The organism is Bradyrhizobium sp. PRIMUS42 (assembly GCF_023006515.1).
In the GTDB taxonomy this organism is placed as follows: domain Bacteria; phylum Pseudomonadota; class Alphaproteobacteria; order Rhizobiales; family Xanthobacteraceae; genus Bradyrhizobium.
Window position 1 is genome coordinate 1 of record NZ_JALBGZ010000851.1, and the last position, 2,439, is coordinate 2,439.

The following is a 2,439-nucleotide window of genomic DNA, read 5'->3' on the forward strand; positions in this document are numbered from 1 at the left end:
CGATCGGCGCCGTCAGGACCGTCGGGATGACCGGCTTCGACCGCGTCAGGTCGTTCGATCCGGTGACGGGCCGCATCCGCCTGGAGGCCGGCGTTCTGTTGTCGGACCTGATCGACACCTTTGGCCCGCGCGGCTTCCTGCCTTTCGTCGTGCCCGGTACGCGGTTCGTCTCGATCGGCGGCGCCATCGCGGCCGACGTGCACGGCAAGAACCATCATTGCGAAGGCGGCTTCGGCCGCTACGTCGACAGCCTGTTGCTGCGCACCGGGCAGGGCGAGGTCATCGAGGCCTCGCGCGAACAGAATTCCGAGGCCTTCTTCGCGACCGTCGGCGGCATGGGCCTGACCGGCATCATCCTGGAAGCGACGATGCGGCTGCGGCGGGTCGAGACCGGATGGATCCGCGAGCGGGTGATCTCCGCGTCCGATCTCGATGCCGCGATGCGCGCGCTCGAGGCGAGCGATGAGGCGACCTATTCGGTGGCCTGGATCGATTGCGTGGCACGAGGGCGCGATCTCGGCCGTTCGCTGATCTATCTCGGTGAGCACGCGGGCAGAGATGAGCTGGCGGACGGCGCCGATGTATTTCCGGTCGGCAAGGATCCCAGCCTCAGCGTGCCGGTCGATCTGCCGTCGATGGCACTGAACCGCATCAGCGTCCGCGCCTTCAACGAGCTCTACTATCGCATGGGCGCGCGGCGCGCCGGCAGCAGCCACGTGGTCTCGCTCTATCCGTATTTCTTTCCGCTCGACAGCATCGGTGGGTGGAATCGCATCTATGGCAAGCGCGGCTTCCTCCAGCATCAATGCGTGGTCCCGGAGCAAGGGGCGCGCGCCGTGCTCGGCGAGATCCTCGATCGCGTCGTACGGCGCGGCGATGCCTCCTTCCTCGCCGTGCTCAAGAAGCTCGGCCAGGGCGACGGCATCCTGTCATTCCCGCTGCCCGGCTACACGCTGGCGCTGGATTTCCCCGTCAAGGGCGACATCCTGAATTTCCTCGACGAGATCGATCGTCTCGTCGTCGCCGCCGGCGGGCGGCTGTATCTGGCGAAAGACGCGCGTCAGTCGCGCGCGACCTTCGCGGCGGGTTATCCTGCCTTGCAGCGTTTCAACGCGATCCGCAAATCGCTCGATCCCGCCGGCAACATCCGATCGAAACTTTCACAGCGTCTGTTCGATGAGGTCTAGGCCGTGACGTCACGCAAGTCCGCAATTGTGCTCGGTGGCTCCTCCGATATCGGCCGCGCCGCCGCGCGCGCCTTCGCCAAGGCCGGGTACGATGTCGCCCTCGCAGGCCGCGACGTCGCCGCGCTGCAGCCTGACGCCGCCGATCTGCGCGCGCGCTACAATGTCGAGGTCGGTCTGCACAAATTCGATGTGCTCGACACCGCGTCATTCGAGAGCTTTGTCGGCGCCCTTCCGGCATTGCCCGATGTCGTCGTCTCGATTGTCGGCCTGCTCGGCGTACAGCAGGATGCCGAGAGCGATCTCACGCACGCCACCGCGATCATGCGTTCGAACTACGAAGGCCCTGCGCTGATCCTCGGCCTGTTCGCGGAAAGATTCCTGGCGCGCGGCAGCGGGACGCTGGTTGGCGTGTCGTCGGTGGCCGGCGATCGCGGCCGGGCCTCGAACTATGTCTACGGCTCGGCCAAGGCAGGCTTCTCCGCGTTCCTCTCCGGCTTGCGCGCCCGTGCCAGCCGTGGCGGCGTGCATGTCGTCACCGTCAAGCCCGGCTTCGTCCGCACCCGGATGACGGAGGGCATGAAGCTGATCGGCCCGCTCACGGTGGAGGCGCCGGTGGTGGGCGATGCGATCCTTAGCGCCGTCGAGAACAAGACCGACGTCGTCTATGTCAGCGGCAAATGGCGCCTGGTGATGCTCATCATCAAATCGCTGCCGGAAGCGGTGTTCAAGAAGCTGAAGTTTTGAGGCTGTAGCCACGGCTGACGGTGCGCTCCCTCGCCCGCTTGCGGGAGAGGGCAGGGGGAGAGGGTGTCTCCGCGGGCGAGGACCCCCAAGAGGAGAAAGCCCTCACCCGCCGCTACGCGGCGACCTCTCCCGCAAGCGGGAGAGGTAAGAAACCTCACACACTCATGCGCTGGAACTGGCCCTGCGGGCGGAAGCGCCAGAGATATTGCGGAGCGATCGCTTCCAGCGAATCGGGCGTGATGCCGAGCCCTTCCAGCGTCAGGCCGGCTGCCTTCGCCGCCTCCGACACGACATTGTCGCGCTCGAGCATCGTGACCTGGTCCGGCGTCAGCTTGAACGCCCCCGGCGCAAATTGCAGAAAGTTGGCCTGGAAGCGGGCGAGGCCGAACGGCAGCGGCACCAGCATCCGCTTGCGGTCGGTGATGGCAAGGATGGCCTCGATGATCTCGCGCATGGTCAGCGCTTCCGGCCCGCCGAGCTCGTAGGTCGCGCCCGCCTTGGCCTTGCC

At 66.5% G+C, this 2,439-nt stretch carries 2 protein-coding genes and 1 pseudogene; 2 read left to right on the top strand and 1 reads right to left on the bottom strand.

Going from position 1 to position 2,439, the window contains the following annotated elements; all coding sequences use genetic code 11:
* The coding region (locus MOV75_RS34650) for an FAD-binding oxidoreductase (RefSeq protein WP_247007591.1) at window positions 1-1,187 on the top strand (1,187 nt) is incomplete at its 5' end.
* A 3-nt stretch (window positions 1,188-1,190) separates the two neighbouring features.
* Window positions 1,191-1,931, top strand: a complete 741-nt coding sequence (locus MOV75_RS34655; RefSeq protein WP_246931891.1) for an SDR family oxidoreductase — start codon at window positions 1,191-1,193, stop codon at window positions 1,929-1,931.
* Between the two features lie 154 nt (window positions 1,932-2,085).
* Here MOV75_RS34655 and MOV75_RS34660 read toward each other — a convergent pair.
* Window positions 2,086-2,439 (bottom strand): annotated as a pseudogene (locus MOV75_RS34660) (complex I NDUFA9 subunit family protein); the annotation flags it as partial.